This window comes from Mesorhizobium sp. LMG17149, assembly GCF_024518695.1.
Classification (GTDB): Bacteria; Pseudomonadota; Alphaproteobacteria; order Rhizobiales; family Rhizobiaceae; genus Mesorhizobium.
Genome location: NZ_JANIFL010000017.1, coordinates 16,086 through 35,557 on the forward strand (window position 1 = coordinate 16,086; position 19,472 = coordinate 35,557).

General features: G+C 62.8%; 19 protein-coding genes. 8 read left to right on the forward strand and 11 right to left on the reverse strand.

Annotated features, from left to right (window positions below; all coding sequences use genetic code 11):
* Positions 1 to 11: 11 nt before the first annotated feature.
* A complete protein-coding gene (gene parC, locus NP945_RS30180) occupies positions 12 to 2,264 on the reverse strand; it encodes a DNA topoisomerase IV subunit A (protein WP_127395852.1) in 2,253 nt (750 codons plus the stop codon).
* Between parC and NP945_RS30185 the strand changes: the two genes are divergently transcribed.
* Both NP945_RS30185 and NP945_RS30190 read left to right on the forward strand, forming a co-directional pair.
* Positions 2,220 to 2,489, forward strand: a complete 270-nt coding sequence (locus NP945_RS30185) for a hypothetical protein (protein ID WP_256748397.1) — start codon at positions 2,220 to 2,222, stop codon at positions 2,487 to 2,489. The genes parC and NP945_RS30185 overlap by 45 nt on opposite strands.
* Before the next feature lie 103 nt (positions 2,490 to 2,592).
* A complete protein-coding gene (locus NP945_RS30190; protein WP_256748351.1) occupies positions 2,593 to 3,783 on the forward strand; it encodes a hypothetical protein in 1,191 nt (396 codons plus the stop codon).
* 235 nt (positions 3,784 to 4,018) lie between these two features.
* Here NP945_RS30190 and aspS read toward each other — a convergent pair whose 3' ends face one another.
* Together aspS and NP945_RS30200 are read right to left on the reverse strand one after the other, a co-directional pair.
* Complete coding sequence (gene aspS, locus NP945_RS30195) at positions 4,019 to 5,806, reverse strand: aspartate--tRNA ligase (RefSeq protein WP_256748394.1); 1,788 nt, start codon at positions 5,804 to 5,806, stop codon at positions 4,019 to 4,021.
* A gap of 214 nt (positions 5,807 to 6,020) precedes the next feature.
* A complete protein-coding gene (locus tag NP945_RS30200) occupies positions 6,021 to 6,497 on the reverse strand; it encodes a MarR family winged helix-turn-helix transcriptional regulator (protein WP_127271416.1) in 477 nt (158 codons plus the stop codon).
* A 95-nt stretch (positions 6,498 to 6,592) separates the two neighbouring features.
* On the opposite strand from NP945_RS30200, the gene NP945_RS30205 reads away from it, so the two are divergent.
* Both NP945_RS30205 and NP945_RS30210 read left to right on the forward strand, forming a co-directional pair.
* Entirely contained in the window at positions 6,593 to 6,961 is a 369-nt protein-coding gene (locus NP945_RS30205; RefSeq protein WP_256748352.1) for an antibiotic biosynthesis monooxygenase, read from the forward strand.
* Positions 6,962 to 6,987: 26 nt separating this feature from the next.
* Positions 6,988 to 7,458, forward strand: a complete 471-nt coding sequence (locus tag NP945_RS30210; RefSeq protein WP_127329893.1) for a hypothetical protein — start codon at positions 6,988 to 6,990, stop codon at positions 7,456 to 7,458.
* Here the strand turns inward: NP945_RS30210 and NP945_RS30215 are convergent.
* Positions 7,453 to 8,319 carry a LysR substrate-binding domain-containing protein gene (locus NP945_RS30215; RefSeq protein ID WP_127272768.1) on the reverse strand — a complete coding sequence of 289 codons (867 nt, stop codon included), beginning with the start codon at positions 8,317 to 8,319 and terminating at the stop codon, positions 7,453 to 7,455. The genes NP945_RS30210 and NP945_RS30215 overlap by 6 nt on opposite strands.
* Before the next feature lie 92 nt (positions 8,320 to 8,411).
* Here NP945_RS30215 and NP945_RS30220 point away from each other — a divergent pair, with 92 nt between their 5' ends.
* From NP945_RS30220 to rnd, 3 genes are all read left to right on the forward strand, one after another.
* Entirely contained in the window at positions 8,412 to 9,329 is a 918-nt protein-coding gene (locus NP945_RS30220; RefSeq protein ID WP_256748353.1) for a DMT family transporter, read from the forward strand.
* Between the two features lie 134 nt (positions 9,330 to 9,463).
* Entirely contained in the window at positions 9,464 to 10,705 is a 1,242-nt protein-coding gene (locus NP945_RS30225; RefSeq protein ID WP_127273376.1) for an MFS transporter, read from the forward strand.
* A gap of 78 nt (positions 10,706 to 10,783) precedes the next feature.
* Entirely contained in the window at positions 10,784 to 11,935 is a 1,152-nt protein-coding gene (rnd, locus tag NP945_RS30230; protein ID WP_127272735.1) for a ribonuclease D, read from the forward strand.
* Positions 11,936 to 11,984: 49 nt separating this feature from the next.
* Here rnd and NP945_RS30235 read toward each other — a convergent pair whose 3' ends face one another.
* The 5 genes from NP945_RS30235 to NP945_RS30255 form a co-directional block, all read right to left on the reverse strand.
* Positions 11,985 to 12,404 carry an MAPEG family protein gene (locus NP945_RS30235; protein ID WP_127321444.1) on the reverse strand — a complete coding sequence of 140 codons (420 nt, stop codon included), beginning with the start codon at positions 12,402 to 12,404 and terminating at the stop codon, positions 11,985 to 11,987.
* A 37-nt stretch (positions 12,405 to 12,441) separates the two neighbouring features.
* Positions 12,442 to 13,065 (reverse strand): hypothetical protein, encoded by a 624-nt coding sequence (locus NP945_RS30240; protein WP_127321445.1) that lies wholly within the window; start codon positions 13,063 to 13,065, stop codon positions 12,442 to 12,444.
* Positions 13,016 to 14,518 (reverse strand): IMP dehydrogenase, encoded by a 1,503-nt coding sequence (gene guaB / locus NP945_RS30245; RefSeq protein WP_127269487.1) that lies wholly within the window; start codon positions 14,516 to 14,518, stop codon positions 13,016 to 13,018. The genes NP945_RS30240 and guaB overlap by 50 nt, the downstream gene beginning before the upstream one ends.
* Before the next feature lie 156 nt (positions 14,519 to 14,674).
* Positions 14,675 to 15,130 carry a PIN domain-containing protein gene (locus NP945_RS30250; protein ID WP_127381511.1) on the reverse strand — a complete coding sequence of 152 codons (456 nt, stop codon included), beginning with the start codon at positions 15,128 to 15,130 and terminating at the stop codon, positions 14,675 to 14,677.
* Positions 15,127 to 15,372: a type II toxin-antitoxin system Phd/YefM family antitoxin gene (locus NP945_RS30255; protein ID WP_127329883.1), complete on the reverse strand. Its 246-nt coding sequence runs from the start codon at positions 15,370 to 15,372 to the stop codon at positions 15,127 to 15,129. The genes NP945_RS30250 and NP945_RS30255 overlap by 4 nt, the downstream gene beginning before the upstream one ends.
* Before the next feature lie 287 nt (positions 15,373 to 15,659).
* Between NP945_RS30255 and NP945_RS30260 the strand changes: the two genes are divergently transcribed.
* Entirely contained in the window at positions 15,660 to 17,081 is a 1,422-nt protein-coding gene (locus tag NP945_RS30260) for an MFS transporter (RefSeq protein ID WP_127272687.1), read from the forward strand.
* Positions 17,082 to 17,150: 69 nt separating this feature from the next.
* On the opposite strand, the gene NP945_RS30265 is transcribed toward NP945_RS30260, so the two are convergent.
* Together NP945_RS30265 and NP945_RS30270 are read right to left on the reverse strand one after the other, a co-directional pair.
* Positions 17,151 to 17,948 (reverse strand): RlmE family RNA methyltransferase, encoded by a 798-nt coding sequence (locus tag NP945_RS30265; protein ID WP_027038343.1) that lies wholly within the window; start codon positions 17,946 to 17,948, stop codon positions 17,151 to 17,153.
* A 22-nt stretch (positions 17,949 to 17,970) separates the two neighbouring features.
* Positions 17,971 to 19,329 carry a Ppx/GppA phosphatase family protein gene (locus NP945_RS30270; RefSeq protein ID WP_256748354.1) on the reverse strand — a complete coding sequence of 453 codons (1,359 nt, stop codon included), beginning with the start codon at positions 19,327 to 19,329 and terminating at the stop codon, positions 17,971 to 17,973.
* Positions 19,330 to 19,472: the final 143 nt, after the last annotated feature.

Here is a 19,472-nt window from a genome sequence, read left to right on the forward strand (position 1 = left end):
GATTAGCAGCGCTACCCAAATTTCCCCGTCCTCGGGAATCCCTTCGGCACCATCCGTCCGGCCGACGCGCGGGCACCGATCCACTCGGCCAGTTCCTCGCGCGACCTTGTGAAGGTGCGGTCGGCCGAATCCTGCCAGGAGAGGCCGGTCTCCAGCGTGAACGGCTTGAGATCGAGAAGGCCGCCATCCTTGTATTTCTGCAGCCGCACGCCCTTGCCGCGGCCCATCTCCGGAATCTCGGCGAGCGCGAACACCAGCATCTTGCGATTCTCGCCGACGATGGCGAGATGGTCGCCGGTGACCGGGATGCAGCGCTTGGCTTCGTCCGGCGCCTTGACGTTCATCACCTGCTTGCCCTTGCGGGTGTTGGCGACGACTTCCTCCTCCGGCACGATGAAACCGTTGGCGTCGTGCGAGGCCAGCAGCAGCTTGCGCTTCGGATCGTGAACGAAGGCGGTGACGATGTCCTGGTCATTGTCCATATCGACGATGATGCGGATCGGCTCGCCATGGCCGCGCCCGCCAGGCAGCCGGTCGGCGCCGATGGTGTAGAACTTGCCGCCGGTGGTGAAGACCAGAACCTTGTCGGTGGTCTGGGCATGGAAGGCGAGCTTGAGGCTGTCGCCCTCCTTGAAGGTCAGCGTCGAGAGATCGGCCAGATGCCCCTTCATCGCCCGCAGCCAGCCCTTTTCCGACACGACGACCGTGACCGGCTCGCGCTCGATCATGGCGTGTGCGATGTCGGTCAGATCATGCTCGGGCGCGTCGGCGAACTGGGTGCGGCGCTTGCCGAGTTCGGTCTCCGGACCGAACTTGTCGCGGATGTTGGTGACTTCCCATTTGATCGTCGCCCACTGCTTCTCGTTTGAAGCAAGCAGTGCCTCGATCTGCTTCTTCTCGGCGCTCAGGCCGTCGAATTCCTTGCGGATTTCGAATTCTTCAAGCTTGCGCAGCGCGCGCAGGCGCATGTTGAGGATGGCTTCGGCCTGGGTGTCGGTGAGCGACCAGCGGGCCATCATCACCTGCTTTGGCTCATCCTCCTCGCGGATGATCCTGATCACCTCGTCGATGTTGAGGTAGGCGATCAGGTAGCCGGCAAGTATCTCCAGCCGTCTTTCGATCTCGCCAAGCCGATGTTTCGAGCGGCGGATCAAAACCTCGCGGCGATGCTCGAGCCACTCCTGCAGTACGCCCTTCAGCGACAGCACGTTGGGCACCTTGCCGCGCGACAGGACGTTCATGTTGAGCGGGAAGCGGCTTTCGAGCTCGGTCAGCTTGAACAACGATTCCATCAAGATGCCGGGATCGACCGAACGGCTCTTCGGCACCAGCACGACGCGGACGTCCTCGGCGCTTTCGTCCCTGATGTCCTCGAGCAGCGGCAGCTTGCGTGCCATCAGTAGTTCGGCGATCTTCTCGATCAGCCGCGCCTTCTGCACGCCGTAGGGGATTTCGGTGACGACGATGCTCCAGGTGCCCCTGCCCTGGTCCTCCTGGAACCACTTCGAGCGCACGCGAAAGCCACCGCGGCCGGTTTCATAGGCTTCGAGGATCGAGGCGCGGCTGTCGACGATGATGCCGCCGGTCGGGAAATCCGGCCCCTGGACAAAGTCCATCAGCTTCGCCACCGGCGCGTCCCGGTCTTCGATCAGGTGAAGTGCGGCATCGCAAAGCTCGGCGGCGTTGTGGGGCGGGATCGATGTCGCCATGCCCACCGCGATGCCGGACGAGCCGTTGGCCAGCAGATTCGGAAAGGCGCCGGGCAAAACCACCGGCTCCTCGTCTTCTTCATTGTAGGTCGGCCGATAATCGACGGCATCCTCGGTGATGCCGGACAAGAGTTCGGTCGCCACATCGGTCATGCGCGCTTCGGTATAGCGCATGGCGGCGGCGTTATCACCGTCGATGTTGCCGAAATTGCCCTGCCCGTCGACCAAGGGATAGCGCATCGAAAAATCCTGCGCCAACCGCACCAGCGCGTCATAGATCGACTGGTCGCCATGCGGGTGGAACTTGCCCATCACCTCGCCGACGATGCGGGCGCATTTGGCAAAGCCCTGGTCGGGGTTAAGCCGCAGCAGACGCATGGCGTGCATGATGCGGCGATGGACCGGCTTCAGTCCGTCGCGCACATCGGGCAGTGCCCGGTGCATGATGGTCGACAGCGCATAGGCCAGATAGCGCTCTTCCAGCGCCTTCTTCAGATCGACCGGCTCGATATGATCGCCACCGCCATTTTCAGGCGGCAAAAGCCTTTTTCCCATGGGCTCGGACTAGCCGAGCGGGTGATTCGCGGCAAGAGCCCGACAGAGATACCGGCCCTTCTGCAACATGAAACCGCACCCCGGGGGATGTTGGCCAACATCAGCCTGTTACATGCGGGTTCTATGGCCAAGCGCGACGATATCCGGCTATCGGCTCTTCATGACAAATTCACCGGTTTGCGCAAAGACGGTGGGATCGGGTTTGCCTTTCACCGCGATTTTTGACCAATGTGCCGGGACACGCCTTTTTCCGGTCCAGTTCGTCACGGAATGGTGATGGCGCAAATAATTGAAAAAACAATTTCAGGACACTCTCAGGGACCTTGCGATGACAATCAAACGCTCAATTCTTAGGAAATTAGCCCTTTCGACCTTTTTGCTCACGCTGCCGCTGAATGCGGCCCTCGCACAGGATACGGCAGTGGCCGACCGGCTGAAGGCCGCGCTTGTCGCACAAGGTGTCGACATCACCTGGACTGGCGTGACCGGCGACAACACCAGCATGGTGCTGCAGGGCGTTGCCATCAAACCGGCGGCGGAGAAGGAAGCGCTTCCCATCGGCGACGTCAAACTCGAAGGTGTGACCGAGGCAAATGGCGGCTATGACATCGCCACCGTATCGACGGCTGCCTTCACACACAGCAAGGACGGCGTCACCCTCGACCTCAGCCCCTTCGTCATCCATGACATGACAGTTCCGGCCGACGGCGCCACCGGCCCGCTCGGCTCGCTGATGATGTACAAGTCAGCCGAACTCTCGAACATGACCGTCAAGGTCGCCGACAAGACCGCCTTCTCGATGGATGGACTTGCCATCGAGATCACGCCGCCGGCGGACGGCAAGGCGATGGAATTCACCGCCACCACGGAGAAATTCAACGCCGACCTGACGTTGGTGGACGATCCCAAGTCCAAGGAAGTCATCAACGCGCTCGGCTACCAGAACATCGCGGGCAATCTCGAAATGGCCGGCACCTGGCAGCCCACGGACGGCAAGATGGAACTGTCGAAATACGACATCTCGGTCGAGAATGCCGGCACGCTCGGCATGACCTTCAATCTCGGCGGCTACACGCTGGACTTTATCAAGTCGCTGCAGGAAATGCAGAAGAAGATGGCGGCACAGCCTGAAGGCGCCGACAATTCGGCGCAAGGCATGGCCATGCTCGGCCTGTTGCAGCAGCTTTCGTTCAACAGCGCCTCGATCCGCTTCGACGACGATTCGCTGACCAACAAGGTTCTGGACTATGTCGGCAAGCAGCAAGGCATGTCCGGCAAGGACATCGCCAACCAGGCCAAGGCGATCGTGCCGTTCGGCATGGCGCAGCTCAACAATCCGGAACTGACGGCGCAGGTTACGGCCGCGGTCAGCAAATTCCTCGATGATCCGAAGAGCCTCGAAATCTCGGCCGAGCCGCCGGCATCGGTGCCGTTCGCACTGATCATGGCGGGCGCCATGTCCAACCCGCTTGACCTGCCGAAGACGCTCGGCGTCACCGTCAAGGCCAACGAAGACTGATCGAAGGTAGCTCCCTTCTCCCCGTCACTATACGGGGAGAAGGTGCCGGCAGGCGGATGAGGGGCAGCGCCGACGCCTGCAAAATTGCAATTCGATGCCGAACCGATTGCCTGTCAGAAGGCGTTGGCTGCAACGGCCGTTCGCCAATCGCCCGCATCCGCGCTGCCCCTCATCCGCCTGCCGGACATTTCTCCCCGTATAGAGACGGGGAGAAAGGGCAGTTGCAACGCCGCCGTCAGTCCTTCTTGGGCACGGCAACGCGCAGCGCCAGGTCGCGAAGCTGCTGCGGGCTCGCTTCCGAAGGCGCGTTCATCAACAGATCGTAGGCCTGCTGGTTCATCGGGAACATGGTGATCTCACGCAGGTTCTTGGCGCCGAGCAGCAGCATGACGACGCGGTCGACACCGGCGGCCATGCCGCCATGCGGCGGCGCGCCATACTGGAAGGCGCGGTAGAGGCCGCCGAAGCGCTCCTCGACCGTGGCGCGATCCAGCCCGACCGTCTCGAATGCCTTGACCATGGTTTCGGGCAGATGGTTGCGGATACCGCCGCTGGCGATCTCGAACCCGTTGCAGACCATGTCGTACTGGAACGCCTTGATGCCGAGCAGGTCCTCGCCATTCAGCGCATCGATGCCACCTTGCGGCATCGAGAACGGGTTGTGGGCGAAGTCGATCTTCTTCTCTTCCTCGTTCCACTCGAAGAACGGGAAGTCGACGATCCAGCACAGTTCGAAACGCTCGCGGTCGACAAGGTTCAGCTCCTCGCCGGCACGGGTGCGCGCAGCCCCCGCGAAGGAGACGAACTTCTTCGGATCCCCGGCGACAAAAAAGGCCGCATCGCCGTCGGCAAGGCCGAGTTGAAGGCGGATCGCCTCTGTGCGCTCCTCGCCGATGTTCTTGGCGAGTGGGCCGGCGCCTTCGAGCTTGTCACCCTCCTTGCGCCAGAAGATATAACCCAGCCCCGGCTGGCCCTCGCCCTGCGCCCAGGAATTCATGCGGTCGCAGAAGGCGCGGCTGCCGCCGGTCTTTGCCGGAATGCCCCACACCTCGGCCTTCGGATCGTTGGCCAGGATGTTGGCGAACACCTTGAAGCCGGAATCGCGAAAATGGTCGGAAACGGCCTGCATTTCGATCGGGTTGCGCAGGTCCGGCTTGTCGGAACCGTATTTGCGCATGGCCACATCATAGGGGATGCGTTGGAAATTCTGCGTCACCGGCTTGCCGTTGGCGAAGGTCTCGAAGACCCCGCGCATGACAGGTTCCATGGTCGAAAGCACGTCGTCCTGCTCGACGAAGCTCATTTCAAGGTCGAGCTGGTAGAACTCACCAGGGAGACGATCGGCGCGCGGGTCCTCGTCGCGGAAGCAGGGCGCGATCTGGAAGTAGCGGTCGAAGCCCGACACCATGATCAGCTGCTTATACTGCTGCGGCGCCTGCGGCAGCGCGTAGAAGGTGCCGGGATGGATGCGCGACGGCACCAGGAAGTCGCGCGCGCCCTCGGGCGACGACGCGGTGAGGATCGGCGTCGAGAATTCGGTGAAGCCGACCTCGCCCATGCGCTTGCGCATTTCGGCGATGATTTTTGTACGCGCAATGATGTTCTTGTGCAGCGTCTCGCGGCGCAGATCGAGGAAGCGGTATCTCAGCCTTATATCCTCGGGATAGTCGGGCTCGCCGAACACCGGCAGCGGCAATTCCTTGGCCGCCGACAGCACCTCGATCTCGCGGGCGAAGATCTCGATCTCGCCGGTCGGCAGATTGGCGTTCGTGGTCTCGGGCAAACGCGCCTTGACCTCGCCGTCGACCCGAATGACCCACTCGCCGCGCACGGTTTCGGCGACCTTGAAGGCAGGAGAATCCGGATCAGCGACGATCTGGGTCAGGCCATAATTGTCGCGCAGGTCGATGAAGAGCAGACCGCCATGATCGCGCACGCGATGCACCCAGCCCGACAGGCGAACGGTCGAGCCGACGTCGCTCTTCCTCAACTGGGCACAAGTATGGCTGCGGTAACGGTGCATTGTCATTGGTAAAGTCCGGGGTGCTCTAGTTGCCGGCCAAGGCATCGCGGCCCGGCCCTGAAAATTTGCGCGAAAAGCGCATGGGAGGCCGGATTTGTCAAGGCAAGCGGACTTCCGTGTCCATGGTGTTCGCCGCCCGGTAGCCGGAGCGAGGCAGCGCGAGGATCAGCGCGGCGCTCAGCCTGTGAAGGAAACCGCCACAGGGCCACAACCGTCAGGCTTGCTCTTCAGCTTCATCGTTGCCTTCCAGTTTTTTCCGCAGCGCCGTCATGACCCTGTGCGTGGTGTTGATGTCCTCGACCAGCAGGCCATCCGCGAGGTTTTCGATCCAGGGCGCCTGCAAATGCATCGCGGCATCGAAAGTCTGTCTTCCCTTGTCAGTCAAAACGACAAGCTGCGCACGCTGATGATGCGGGTTGGCCTCGAAGGCGACGAGCCCTTCCCTATGCAGGTCGTTGACGATCCGTTGGACATTCTGGCGGCTGGCTCCCAGATCGCGCGCCAGCCACGCGACCGGCTGAGGGCGTTCGGCGGTCACGACAGCGCCGAGAACCTGCCAGCGGGCGCTCGTCAAACCGAGGTCGGCGACCAGCCTGTCACCCGATGTGAGCATTCGGCTGTTGAGCCTGAACAGGTCGAGAATGAGATCGGTCAAGGCATTGCCGGCAGGTGTTCGCTTGGCATCAGGCATATGACATCCTATATTGCTATTGACATTATGTTGTCAAATAGATATGTAATCAAGGTAACAGATTGGCACCATAACACCAATTAACGGAGCTTATCATGTCGCTCATGCGCCCACTGAACCCCGCTTTCCCGATCGACCGCCAGATCGCGATCGATGCTACCTCCGTCGTGCTGGTCAACGTCTTCACGCTCGACAAGGCCGACGAGCAGACCTTCCTCCATGCATGGCAGGATGATGCGGTCTTCATGAAGCAGCAGCCCGGCTTCATCTCGACCCAGCTTCACCGCGCAATCGGCGAAAGTCCGGCCTATTTCAATTATGCCATATGGGAAACGATGGCTGACTTCCGGGCCGCGTTCTCGCATCCCGAGTTCAGGGCGAAGCTCTCGGCCTATCCGTCCTCGGCCGTCGCCTCTCCGCATCTGTTCCAAAAGGTGGCGGTGTCGGGCATCTGCCTGGCTTAAACGGTTGCAAGAATGGTGGGAAAGCCATGATCAAGGTCATTCACCCAGTCGCCGGGACGGTCGCGATGCTGACGATCGCAAGCCTCTGGCTGTCGACGGTCCTCAGTGAGATGTTTGCCTCCCAGGTGGCGATAGCCGCCGTCAAGATGGCCATACCGTGGAGCTTCCTGTTGCTCGTTCCAGCGCTGGCGGCGGCGGGAGGTTCGGGCTTTGCGGCGGCCAAGGGCCGGCAGGCCGGGCTGATCGGCGCGAAGATCAAGCGCATGCCATGGATAGCCGCCAATGGTCTCCTGGTTCTCATCCCCTCCGCACTCTTCCTCGCATCCAAGGCGAGAGCCAGCGAGTTCGACACCAGCTTCTACGCCGTGCAGGCGCTCGAATTGGCCGCCGGCGCGACGAACATCACGCTACTCGGCCTCAACATGCGCGACGGGTTCAAAATGAAGGGCCGGCTCCGCCGTCGGCCCGCTCGGCCCGTCAAAGCATCACCTCTATGAGCCAAGCGCCGACAGCCGGAGGCGATGGGCAAGGTGATCGACGACCAGTAAAGCGTTGGCGGAAGAGGTCTCCGCCCGGTGAAGACGAATCTCCGCCCCGGGCAGCGGCGGCACATGGCGGCCTGGATGGACGCCGCGCAGGCCAGGCGCAAGCATGCTGCCTTTGACCACCGTGACCGCCAGGCCCTGTTCAACAATTGCCTCCGTGGCTGAGAGGCTCGGGCTGACATAGGCCAATCGCCATGGCCGGCCTGCCTTGTTGAGCGCCTCAATTGCCCAGGAACGAAACAGGCAATCGGGGCTCGACAGAGCGACGGGCAGCGGATCGAGTTCCTCGACGGCTCGCGTCGCCGCCGCTGCCCAAATCGCCCTTTCGCGGCATATCAAATCTCCCTCGGTCGTACCTTCCGGGTGCATGGCGATGACGGCGTCGAACGAGGACCCAAGCCGTTTCAGGAGCCGGGCGGTAAGACCAATCTCCATTTCGACCTGCACCAACGGAAATCGCTCGGCGATGCCCGAAAGGAGGCGCGGCAGGATCTTGGTGCCATAATCTTCCATGACCCCGATGCGAACCTGTCCGGCCACCTGCTGACCGGAAACACGCGCAATCGCCTGCTCATTGAGAGCAAGTATGCGGCGGGCATCGATCAGAAAGCCCTCCCCGGCGGCGGTGAGTTCAACGCGGGCTGTCGAGCGCCGGAACAAGATGGTCTCGATACGCTCCTCAAGGCGTTTCACCTGCAAGCTGACGGCCGCCTGCGTTCTATTGAGCTGCTCGGCGGCTCGCGTGAACGAGAGTCGCTCGGCAACGACGACAAAGGCCCGCAGAAGGTCCGGATCGAGATTCGGGATACTCATAGTGGAATGTTATCAAACTCATTGAGCTTATTCGATTCCTTATGGCCCGCCTTCTCGATATTCCCGGTTCCGAGCCAGCAAGGTCGGGAACCATGGAAATCACAGGAGTGCTCGCCGCGATTCTCTCCAGCGCTTTCGGGGGCACCGCCGTTGGCGCAACGCGATATCTCGCGGGCACGCTCGATCCTCTCGCTATCGGTGCGGTCCGGTTCGGCGGCGGCTTTCTGGTTTTGGCCGCCGTAGCTCTCTGGCGGCGAGACAGGTGGCCGCCGAAGAGCGACTGGCTCGGCACTGGTGCATTGGGTCTTCTGTTCTTCGGGCTGTTTCCGGTGCTCTTCAATGGAGCCCTTGTCTACACGACGGCCGCGCGAGGTGCGCTTGCGCTTTCGACACTGCCTCTGCTCACGATGCTTGCCGCGGCAGTTCTGAAGATCGAGCCGCCGACCATCCGCAAGATCGTCGGTGTCCTGATCGCAATGGCAGGAGTGGCCGTAGCGCTCGGCACGAGCCTGACGACTGCTCCGCCAGATGCCTGGCGTGGAGATCTCGTCATGGTCGCGGCGGCGTTCTGCATGGCGCTCTACAACGTCTGGTCGAGACCATTTCTATCCCGCACCGCGCCAATCCCGTTCGTGGCGTTTGGCATGGGCGTGGGCGCGGTCTGCCTATCGGTCCTGGTGGTTTCGAGCGGAGGCTTCGCGCGACTTGCCACTCTCAGCGCACCTCAGTGGATCGCGAGCGCTTATCTGGCCATAATTTGCGGCGCCTTCATTTTCTTCCTTTGGGCATTCGCGCTCGAGCGCGCGCCGCCGACACTGGTTGCCGTCTCCGTTGCGGTGAATCCGGTGACGGCATCGATCTTCGGTGTTGTCTTCTTGGGCGAACAAGTGAGCGCGAACCTGATTGTCGGGCTGATGGCAGTCCTCGCAGGAATAGGCGTCGCAACGGGAGCAGCCGAGCGGCTTGGCCTGTGGCCCGACGATCGGCAGTCACGTCGAAGGCAGCCCTGAGCGCTGACCAAGCAAAACGGGGGAAACGAATCCAGGCGAATACAGCGATCATCCCTGTTGGCGCAGGGAATTGCTGCTGGCGTTGGCCAGGGCGATGGTCCAAGAAGGGATCACCGACACGTGATCGCCTCTTCATGTCCTCCATCCGCCCGATGATCCCGCTTCTTCTCGCCGCCGGCATCCTGCTCGGCGGCAATGGGCTGCAGAGCACGCTGATCGCGCTGCGCGGCGCGCAGGAAGGGTTTTCGGCTTCCGACATCGGCCTGATGGGCACCTTCTACTTCGCCGGCTTCCTGCTCGGCTGCCTGGCCATCACCCGCATCATGAAGGCGGTCGGCCATATCAGGGCATTTTCGGCGCTGGCGGCAATCGCCTCGGTCGGCACCTTGCTCCTGGTGCTGGTCATCGATCCGGTGATGTGGTGCGCGGTGCGCCTTGCTGGCGGCTTCTGCTTCGCCGGGCTGTTCACCATCGTCGAAAGCTGGCTGAATTCCGGCGTCGGCAATCACGACCGGGCACGCGTGCTGGCGATCTACCGGATGGTCGACATCGGTTCGGTGACATCAGCCCAGTTCCTGATCCCGGTCTTCGGCGCCGGCGGTTTCGCCATCTTCGCCATCATGTCGATGATGATCACCTTGTCGCTGGTGCCGGTGTCGCTCGGCGACCGCTCCAACCCGGCACCACCCGAAGAGGTCAAGCTCGACCTGGCGCGCGTCTGGCGGATTTCGCCGCTGGGCTGCTTCGGCTGCATCGCCGTCGGCGTCACCAACAGCGCCTTTCGCACCTTGTCGCCGGTCTATGCCGAGCAGATCGGCATGTCGGTCGCCGATGTCGTCACCTTCGTCAGCGTCGGCATCTTTGGCGGCGCCATCATCCAGTATCCGCTTGGCTACCTCTCCGACCGCTGGGATCGGCGCCGCGTGCTCTTGATCACGACCTGCTGCGCGATGCTTTCGGCGCTGGCGCTGGTGTTCATCGCCGGCAGCAATCCGGCGCTCAACTTCATCCTCATCTTCATCTTCGGCTGTTTCGCCATGCCGCTCTATTCGCTGTCGGCGGCGCATTCGAACGATCGCGCCGACACGGGCGAGTTCGTGCTGATCAATGCGGCGCTGATGCTGTTCTATTCCTTCGGCGCCATTGGCGGCCCGTTCGCCGCCTCGACGGCGATGCAATATTTCGGACCGGGCGCCCTGTTTGTATTCAGCGCGGTGGTCTATGCGATCTTCATCGCCGTCATCCTTTACCGCATGCAGGCCCGGTCCGGTGTGCCGGCAGGCAGGCGCGGCCGCTTCACCGCGCTTCTGCGCACTTCGACGGTTTTCGCGCGGCTGGCCAGGAGAAACGACGATTCCGATGGTCCGGGAACCTGATGATGGCGGTGCCAAAGCTTGACGAAAGCCCCGGCGGCTGAAATCTAGGAAGACCTTACTCCTGTCAAAAGCGATTTGATGCACGTCATCACCACCCAGAAAGAACTCGAGACCGTTCTCGCCGCTTTCGAAAAGTCGGATTTCGTCACCGTCGACACCGAATTCATACGAGAAACGACGTTTTGGCCGATCCTGTGCCTCATACAGATGGCCGCACCCGGCGTGACGGCGTTGATCGATCCGCTGGCTCCCGATATCGACCTGAAGCCGTTCTTCAGGCTGATGGCCAACGAGGCGGTGGTCAAAGTCTTCCACGCCGCGCGGCAGGATATCGAAATCATCGTCCACCTCGGCGATCTGGTTCCGCATCCGGTGTTCGACACGCAAGTGGCGGCGATGGTCTGCGGCTTCGGCGACAGTGTTTCCTACGATCAGCTCGTGCAGCGCATCACCGGTGCGCGGCTCGACAAGTCATCGCGTTTCACCGACTGGCGCCACCGGCCGCTTTCCGACAAGCAGCTCGACTATGCGCTGGCCGACGTCACGCATCTCATCGAGGTCTACCAACACCTCAGCGCCGAACTGGAGCGGGAAAACCGCGCCCATTGGCTCAACGAGGAAATGGAGGTCCTGACCTCGCGCGAAACCTATGATCCGCACCCCGAGGACGCCTGGAAGCGGTTGAAGATGCGGCTGCGCAAACCGCAGGAACTGGCGATCGTGCAAGGCGTTGCGGCGTGGCGCGAGCGCGAGGCGCGCGAACGCGACGTGCCGCGCGGCCGCGTTCTGAAAGACGACGCGATCTACGAGGTGGCGCAGCAGGCGCCGCGCGACGCGGCAGCCCTCGGCAAGCTGCGCACGACGCCGAAGGGCTGGGAGCGCTCGTCGACGGCAACGGCGCTGCTTGGCGCGGTCAACACCGCGCTTGCTTTGCCCAAGGAAGAGATGCCGAAACTGCCAAAGAGTTTCCAGCCGCCCGAGGGCTCGAGCGCCGCGGCGGAACTGTTGAAGGTGCTGCTGCGGATCGTTGCCGAAAAGGAGGGCGTCGCTTCCAAGGTGCTGGCCTCCAGCGACGACATCGACCGTATCGCCGCCGAGGGCGAGGAAGCCGACGTACCGGCGCTGCAAGGCTGGCGGCGCGCGGTGTTCGGCGAGGCCGCGCTCAAGCTGGTACGCGGCGAGATCGGCATCAAGTTCGACAAGCGCAAGATCGCGGTGTTCGACCTTTAGGCGAACGGACTTCCCTTCTCCCCTGTGGGAGAAGGCAGAAGCGCTCTGCTCAGACCGCGCCGAGCAGGTGCAGCGCGAACCAGATCCATCCCAGCAGGAGAATCACCGCACTGACGAAGAATGACCGGCTGCGCAGCAGCAGATTGTTGCTGGTCAGGTGAATCCAGGCATGGAAATAGCGGGACGCGACGAAAACCCACATCAGCGACAAGGTCAGATAGTTGACGCCGTTGGTCAGGTGCAGCGTCAGGCACAGCACGTAAAACAGCACCGGCAGTTCGAACTGGTTGGTGAGATTGGCGGCAACGGTGACGCTGGAGGCCGGTTCGGCCGAACGCACCTTGAACTGACCGGCCTTCGCCTCGCCTGACCTTATTGCGCCGTATCTGCGACGACCCAGGACGCAGTAGACGATGTAGATCAGCAGCACATGCGCGAGAACGGGCCAGAAGATCGTGGTCTGGTTCATCGAGTGCCCCCTGCCCGGTTGGGCTTCGCGTGCGGCATCAGGCCTGGCGTTTCTGGCCCGCCAGCCAGAAGGCCGCGATGACGATCACCGGTATGGCGAAAAGCGCGAATTTGGTGACGGTGAGCGCCGAGGCGAAAGACAGCGAGTCCGGGTTGGCCGACAGGAAATCGGACAGAAGCCGCGCCACCGCAAAGTTCTGAACGTAATGTGCAAGCGTGTAGGGAAGCACCAGGACCAACGCGAAAATCGACTGCAGCTGCGCCGGCAGCACGCGGAAAGCCTTCAATCGCCGGCCGGTGGCCAGGATGAGGCTGACCAGCGTGACCGACAGCAGCGCCGGGAACAACAGATCGAAGGTCAGATAGTGCCAGACGAGAATGATCTCGCCGCCGCGCCGGCCGAGCGCTGTCAGCCAGGCCATGCCTTCGTCCGGCGTAAACCCTAAAATGCGCATGTCGAGTGACGGCAAGCCGCCGCTCAACTGGCGGAAATAGAAGAATTCCAGAGCCGTCATGGCGATGAAAACCACCGCCGACAGGAAACAGAGCGCGCCTGCGTGGCGCGACAGCCGCAGGATCGTTGCCGTCAGGTTCCGCCCGAGCCCGTACTGGTCAGGCTCCGCCGGGATAGTTCGGGCTTTCGCGGGTAATCGTGACGTCATGGGCGTGGCTTTCACGAAGTCCGGCATTGGATATGCGCACAAAAGTGGCGCGCTCGCGGAAATCGGCAAGGTCGCGGCCACCAACATAACCCATAGCGGCTTTCAAGCCGCCCGCAAGCTGGTGCAGCACGCCAGACACAGGTCCCTTGTAGGGAACCTGCCCTTCGATGCCTTCCGGAACCAGTTTCAGCGTGTCGCGCACCTCGGCCTGGAAGTAGCGATCGGCGGAGCCGCGGGCCATCGCGCCAACCGAGCCCATGCCGCGATACGCCTTGAAGGAGCGGCCCTGGTGCAGATAGACCTCGCCGGGGCTTTCGTCGGTCCCAGCCAGCAGCGAGCCGATCATGGCGGCACTTGCGCCGGCGGCGAGCGCCTTGGCGAGATCGCCGGAATATTTGATACCGCCATCGGCGATCACCGAGACGCCGGATTTGTGCGCCGTCTCGACCGCCGACATGATCGCCGAGAGCTGCGGCACGCCGACGCCGGCGACGATGCGGGTGGTGCAGATGGAGCCCGGACCGATGCCGACCTTGACGGCATCGGCACCGGCGTCGATCAGCGCCTGCGTGCCCGCGGCGGTGGCGACGTTGCCGGCCAGGATGCGAACCGAGTTGGAGAGTTTCTTGGCGCGCGTCACCGCGTCGAGCACGCGTTGCGAGTGGCCATGCGCGGTGTCGATCACCAGAAGGTCGACGCCGGCATCGATGAGACGTTCGGCGCGTTCATAGCCGTCATCGCCGACGCTGGTGGCCGCGGCGGCGCGCAAGCGGCCCTGTGCGTCCTTGCTGGCGTGCGGGTTGAGCTGCGACTTCTCGATGTCCTTGACGGTGATCAATCCGACGCAGTTGCCCTGCCTGTCGACGACAACCAGCTTTTCGATGCGGTGCTGATGCAGAAGCCGCTTGGCCTCGTCCTGGTCGACGTTCTCCTTGACCGTGATCAGGTTGTCACGGGTCATCAGCTCATGGACCTTCTGCGCCGGATCGGAGGCAAAGCGCACGTCGCGATTGGTCAGGATGCCGATCAGCCGCCCGACCTTGTGGCCGCCAGTGCCACCATTCTCGACCACCGGAATGCCCGAGATCGAATAGCTGCGCATCAGGCCCAGCGCGTCGGCGAGCGTCGCGTCGGGGCCGATGGTGACAGGATTGACCACCATGCCGGATTCGAATTTCTTGACCTGCCGCACCTGCTCGGCCTGTTCGGCCGGCGAGAAATTGCGGTGGATGACGCCAATGCCGCCGGCTTGGGCCATGGCGATGGCGAGCCTGGCCTCGGTGACGGTGTCCATCGCCGCCGAGAGGATCGGCACGTTGAGGTCGATGTCGCCGGCGATGCGGGTGCGGACATCGGTCTCGCCGGGCATGACCTCGGAATGGCCGGGCTGCAGCAGCACGTCGTCAAAGGTCAGCGCCAATGCGCCGGTGGACGTTTCGATGATTTTTGCCATGGCCAGTCCCTTGAATATAAAACGCGGTGGGGGAATACAAAAAAGCGCTGGACCGGAATGGACAGCGCCGACTCGTTTCTTCCCTTTCAGGATTGGCGCTGGCTGGTACCACGTCCAAGCGCCAATGAAAAGCCGATCGTCTCGGTGTTTCGCGTTCTATCCAGAAGACTCCCCCAAGAGAGCATTGAGCAGTGCGTGACGCGGCGATGCGAAAGGGCTGACGACAGTTACCCCACCCCATGTGAAGCCATCTTGCAGGTCTTCCGAAAGGAGCATCCGACAACCGGTTTGGGAAGCGGTGGACAGAATGACCGCGTCCCAAATGCTGAAGTGGTGGTCCGTAGCCAGATCAGCCGCCATCATCATTACGTCTTGCACTGTCGCGGCAACTGGAAACGCGTCGCGCCAACCCAGGAGGGCATCCCGGGCTTCCACAGGCGGTCTTCCGGCCTTGCGGACGAGAACGTTGTACAACTCGCCAAGGACCTGAACGGGAATAACTGCAGCCTCTTGCGGCAGGTTGCGCAGCAGTTCGAGAACGATATCGCGCTTCTCGGCACCGTTGACCCCTTCCGCGTAGGCAAGGACATTGGTGTCGAGCGCGACCTTCATCGCTCGTCCTCGTAGAGCTCGTCACGGGTCCAACGTCCGACATCCAAAACAGGCTGGCGTTCGAGGCGCGACAACAACGCTAATCGCGAGCGGGAAGCCACACCCTGCTGTCGATCGGCGGGCACGATCCGCGCGACGGGTCGCCCATGACTGGTCACAACATAGCTTTGTCCTTCGCGAACACCGCGCAGGATGAGAGAAAATCTACGGTTGGCATCGGCTGCCGAAACGGCTTCTTCCATGACAAAGTCCATATAGTAGTTATATACACTACAATAGCGTGGCGCATCTCCATTCGCAAGCTATTCTTTGCTGCTTGGCCAGCGCCTGGAGACGGAACGAGAAGACCTTGGCCGTCCCGGCAGTTCTGATTTAGGCACGGCGGCAGGCCAAGCGAACTGCCTGTCTCCCCGCAGTCGCACAAAAGTGACAGCAAATTAATGCGACATCAGAGCCAGCCCATGATAACCGCCCTGCATGTTGGCTTGCCTCCCGGTCAACCGTAAAAGAATCAAGTCGGACGCGTTTTGTGAACCGCACCATCCCGCTCATCCTGGCGGTCGCCCTTTTCATGGAAAACATGGATTCGACCGTCATTGCGACATCGCTGCCGGCGATCGCCGTCGACATCCACACCAGTCCGATCGCGCTCAAGCTGGCGCTGACCGCCTATCTCGTCTCGCTGGCGATCTTTATTCCGATCAGCGGCTGGATGGCAGACCGTTTCGGCGCCAAGAATATCTTTCGTGCCGCGATCGCGGTCTTCATCGTCGGCTCAATAGCCTGTGCGCTCTCCGGTTCGCTGCCAGCTTTTGTGGTCTCCCGCTTTCTGCAAGGCATTGGGGGCGCCATGATGACGCCGGTCGGGCGGCTGGTGCTGGTGCGCGCGACACCGAAAAGCGAACTCGTCGCGGCGATGTCCTGGCTGACCGTTCCGGCGCTGGTCGGGCCGCTGGTCGGACCGCCGGTCGGTGGCTTCATCACCACCTATTTCACCTGGCATTGGATTTTCCTGATCAATGTGCCGATCGGCGTGGTCGGCATCTGGCTGGCAACACGTTTCCTGCCGGAGACCGAACCCGCGCAGACCCCGCCACTTGATTTCATCGGCTTCGTGCTGAGCGGGTTGGCGGCATCCGGGGTGGTGTTTGGCCTGTCGGTGGTCAGCTTGCCCTATCTGCCGCCAATCGTCGGTGTCACCACCGTAACGGTCGGCCTCGTGTCGGGGGCGCTCTATCTGCTGCACGCGCGGCGCGCCAAAAACCCGCTGCTGGCGCTCGAACTGTTCCGCAACCAGGTGTTCCGCTCCTCAGTGCTTGGCGGCGGACTGTTTCGCATCGGCATCGGCGCGGTGCCGTTCCTCCTGCCGCTGATGTTCCAGATCGGCTTTGGGCTGACGCCATTCCAGTCCGGTATGATCACCTTCGTCTCTGCAATCGGCGCCATCGGCATGAAATTCGTCACCGCGCTGATCTTCCGCGTCGCCGGCTTCCGCCGCGTTCTGGTTGTCGGTTCGCTGGTCGCCGCCGCCTCGATCGCCATCAACGGCCTGTTCACACCCGACACACCTTATCTCTTGATGCTGGCCATGCTGCTTGTCGGCGGCTTCATCCGATCGATGTTCTTCACTGGCGTCAATGCGCTCGCCTATGCCGAGGTTTCGGCTGAAGACACCAGCAAGGCGACGCCGATTACAGCGGTGTTCCAGCAGTTGTCGGTCGCGCTCGGCGTGGCGCTGGCCGGCGGAATCCTGGAAGTATCGACGTCAATCCATGGCGGCCCGCTGTCGCTGGACGACTTCCACATTGCCTTCTTCATCGTTGCAGCGGTCTCGGCGGCGGCATCGCTATCCTTCGTCCGGCTGGCACCCGACGCCGGCAACGCCATCTCCGGTCACGGCCGGCTGACAACACCGAAGACGCTGGAGACGGTAAGCCCACCCGGCAACTGATGGCAGCTACGCTTCGGCCTCGCCTTCTGGACGGCCCGATTCGCCCGACGGCGGACCGGCGGTGCCCCGTCAGTCGTCGGCGTCCCCCGGCCCTTCGCTATGGCTCCGGGCGCTCGAGGCCTTCGGAACGTCCACTGGACGTTCCGATCCGCCTGACGGCGGACCGGCCTCTCGCCCTTTAAAATCTTTGGCCAGCAAATAGAGCTCGACCGATTCATCCCGCGACGCCGGCGGCTTGACGTGATGGACGGAACGGAAGTTCTTCTTGAGCATGGAGAGCAACTCGTTTTCGGCGCCGCCCTGGAAAGTCTTGGCGAGGAAATGCCCGCCCGGCTTTAGCACCGACAGCGCAAAATCGGCCGCCACCTCGCACAGATGCATGGTGCGGATGTGGTCGGTCCGCTTGTGCCCGGTGGTTGGCGCCGCCATGTCGGACAACACGATATCGGGATCGCCGCCCAGCGCCTCGGCCAGCTTTTGCGGTGCTGCCGGATCGAGGAAATCCATCAGCAGCACCGGGGCGCCTGGCACGGCGTCCATTTCCAGATAGTCGATGCCGATGACATGCGGCTTGTCGGCCGTCGATTTCGTCCGCGCGGCGGCGACCTGGCACCAGCCGCCGGGGGCGGCGCCGAGATCGATCACCTTCATGCCGGGTTTCAGGAGATGATGCTTGTCGTCGATCTCGATCAGCTTGTAGGCCGCGCGCGAGCGATAGCCGTCAGCCTTGGAGCGCTGGACATAGGGATCGTTAATGTGGCGCTGCAGCCAGCGGCGCGACGATTCCTTCAGGCCGCTCTTCTTCTTGATCCGCGTCTTCAGCACGCGAATGCTGGCGGATCCTGGTTTTTCCGGTTTCTTGGTCATTGCTTATTTCTTCGGTTCGGGCTCACGCTCTGCCACGCCCATCGTTGCGCCAGACGCCATCATCGGCCATCAGTTCGCTCAAAATACCTTCGCGCAGGCCACGATCGGCGACTCGCAGCCGCTCGGACGGCCACACGGCGCGGATCGCCTCGAGGATAGCACAGCCGGCCAGCACCAGATCGGCGCGATCGGCACCGATGCAAGGGTTGGCGCAGCGCTGCTGGAAATCCCAGCCAACCAGTCTTTCGACCATGCGATCGACGCTGTCGCGGTCCATCCACAGCCCATCGACACGGCGGCGATCGTAGCGCTCGAGCTCAAGGTGGACACCGGCCAGCGTCGTCACGGTTCCGGACGTGCCCAGCAGATGGAAATTCGGACTGGCCTTGAGATGGCTCAGCCGATCGCGACCGTCGAAGCTGGCCAGCCGGCCGGCAACGTCGTCGACCATGGCGGCGAAGATCTCGCGCGTCACCGTGCGGCCGCCAAAGCGCTCGGCCAGCGAGACGACGCCGACCGGCAGCGACGTCCACGACACGATATGATTGGCCAGCCTTGGCGAACGGCGGCCAGCGAGATCGATGAGCGCGATTTCCGACGAACCACCGCCAATATCGAACAGGACGACGCCTTGGGTGTCGCGCTCGACCAGCGAGCCGCAGCCGGACACCGCCAGCCGCGCCTCGGTCTGGCGGTCGATGATCTCAAGCTTCAGGCCGGCCTCGCGTTCGACGCGGTCGATGAACTCGACGCCGTTTTCGGCCGTGCGGCAGGCCTCGGTGGCGATCAGCCGGGCTTTTCTGATCTTGCGGTTGCGCAATTTGTCGCCGCAGATTTTCAGCGCCTCGACCGCGCGGTCCATCGCCGGCTGGCCGAGCCGGCCATTGGCGGTGAGCCCCTCGCCCAGCCGGACGATGCGCGAAAAGGCGTCGATGACGCGGAACTGGCCATGCCGCGTCGGCACGGCGACCAACAGCCGGCAATTGTTGGTGCCAAGGTCAAGCGCCGCAAACACCGGAAGCTCCTGGACCGGCGGCCGACGGGCGCTCTGTTCCGGCCGTGGCACTACAGCGGCGGGCGAGGCCACCGATTCCGACGGTCTGTGGGCCTCCGCCGCCGGGGCACCGGTTTTGCCTGGCGCCGGCGATCGATTCTCCGCGGGACGCACTTCGTCGCGCGCAAAAACCTTGCGCCCGCGCCTTCGCTTGCGCCGCTTCTTGGGCTTGCCTTTGTGGGGTGCGTCGCCCGCCTGCCCGTCCGCGGAGCGGAGCTCCGTCGGGCGGCGTTGCTGCCAGCTTGCATTCCCCGGGCCAGCCGACCGCCGGGAAGCGCTGGACACGCCCACCTCCGGCGCGCCGGCGCCGGTGTCGTGGTCTTCCACTGTCGTTCCTTCCGGCGCCGCGCGAACCTATGATGGACGCAGCAGGCGCTTCAGTGTTTTAAGTTGCCGCCAGACTAACAGCGCCGCGCCCGATCACCAAGAGCCGCATGCCGAATTTTGCCGGCAGGCCGCTGACCGCCGTT